The organism is Methylophaga sp. (assembly GCF_030651745.1).
In genome coordinates this window covers 1-1,601 of the sequence record NZ_JAUSCC010000023.1, presented here as the reverse complement: position 1 = coordinate 1,601, position 1,601 = coordinate 1, and the positions used below count along the sequence as shown (strand labels likewise).

General features: G+C 42.4%; 3 protein-coding genes. All 3 read right to left on the bottom strand.

Annotated features, from left to right (window positions below; translation table 11 throughout):
* Positions 1–141 (bottom strand): transaldolase family protein (locus tag Q7V21_RS01910; protein ID WP_304915667.1); only part of this gene is annotated, 141 nt, incomplete at its 3' end.
* A gap of 135 nt (positions 142–276) precedes the next feature.
* A complete protein-coding gene (locus Q7V21_RS01905; RefSeq protein ID WP_304915666.1) occupies positions 277–597 on the bottom strand; it encodes a hypothetical protein in 321 nt (106 codons plus the stop codon).
* Between the two features lie 274 nt (positions 598–871).
* Complete coding sequence (gene hxlA / locus Q7V21_RS01900; protein WP_304915665.1) at positions 872–1,513, bottom strand: 3-hexulose-6-phosphate synthase; 642 nt, start codon at positions 1,511–1,513, stop codon at positions 872–874.
* Positions 1,514–1,601: the final 88 nt, after the last annotated feature.

Sequence of the window (1,601 nt, the reverse complement as noted above, 5' to 3'; positions counted from 1 at the left end):
TTGCGGCATTTGTGCCGCTGCAGTAATCAATGATGGGTTAGTTGTTGCGTCACGAGGAGTGTACTTTTCAATTGCTTGAATATCACCGGTATCAGCAACAACGACGGTCATTTGCTTTAATTGATCAAGTAAATTCGCCATTTTCTTACCTTTATGAGTTAGTTTGTAGAGCCATTAAGCTTAAGTAAAATACGTATGCGATATAAACGACCAGATTATGTATCTGGTCGTTATCAACCCTGATTCTTAAACAGGGGGCCGCGAGTAGAGGTTGTATTAAGCTTTACTGCGAATATAACGTTCAACGCCAGTCAATGGTGCTGCATTAGCTTTGCTGCGAATATATTTTTCAACACCTGTCATCGGTTTATTAGACGACAATTGACTGCGAATATATTTTTCAACGCTAGTTAATTTTGAGCCGCTGTTTGATTGGGCACGGATGTAGCGTTCTACACCTGTTAAACCATCATTCGCTTTTTTTGAAGCTGGAGCAGCAGCGGCTTTGGATTCCGGCTTACAGCAACTATCGCTGTCAGATGAAAACAAACCTTTAAAAAAGCTGCAGATTGAAGCAAAAAAACCTTTATCACTCATGAGTATACCCCTGTTACATTCTTAACCCCATCTGCCCAACATGATGAGGTTGGTGCAACGGGTAAATTACTATTTTAGATTCTTTGTGGCAAGCCAGCAGGCCCAGACGTAGGATTATAATCACGCTCTGGTGTTTTTGACCAATTTATCTGCATGGTCAATAACTTACTACTGCGACGACTAACACACCAAAAAAATCGGATGAGTCAGTAAAGCTTAAAAAAAACGAGTGGCACTGGGCCACTCGTTTTATTTGCGCTACTGTTTCTTCTGCTTACGCAGCATCAACTAATGCACGCAGTTCTTTAGCAGATTCTGCTGGAGAAGGCGCGCCGTAGATAGCAGCACCAACAACAACAATTGTTGCGCCAGCTTGAATGGTTTTCTGAATGGTGTCTTTGTTCAGACCGCCAGCAACAGAAATACGTACACCCAGGTTCAGTGATGCAATTGCTTGTAAATCAGCAAAAGGTGTTTGACCAGCTGCTTGTGCGTCCAGACCAGTGTGAACACCGATGATTTGCGCACCGTTTTTAGCGGCTTCAGTTGCAACAGCTTTTTTGTCTTTAACGCTGATCAAGTCAATTTGAGCTTCTGCATTGTTTGCGTTGGCAGCTTTAATAACGCCGCCCATTGTGGCTTTATCGGAAACACCCAGAACGGTACAAATATCAGCACCAGCTTCATAGAAAGGAGTTGCTTCGTATTCACCAGCATCCATAGTTTTCAGGTCAACCAGAATCAGGTTGTTAGGGAATTTGGTTTTCAGGGCAGTGACGATTTCCAAGCCATTGTATTTAATGCAAGGAGTACCGACTTCCAGAATATCGACATAAGGGGCAACTTGTTCTGCCAATGCGATTGTTTGATCGAAGTCCAGAGAATCCAGAGCCATTTGGATAAGTGCTTTTGCCATGCTGACATGCTCCTAATAATTGATTTAATTTGTAGTTTTACGTTGAAAATACGCTCGCAGACTATAAAGCACTATGTTCATTTCTGTC

Excerpts from the sequence above, each read along its gene's own strand:
- Q7V21_RS01905 (WP_304915666.1), bottom strand. The coding sequence starts at position 597 with ATGAGTGATAAAGGTTTTTTTGCTTCAATCTGCAGCTTTTTTAAAGGT.
- hxlA (WP_304915665.1), bottom strand. The coding sequence starts at position 1,513 with ATGGCAAAAGCACTTATCCAAATGGCTCTGGATTCTCTGGACTTCGAT.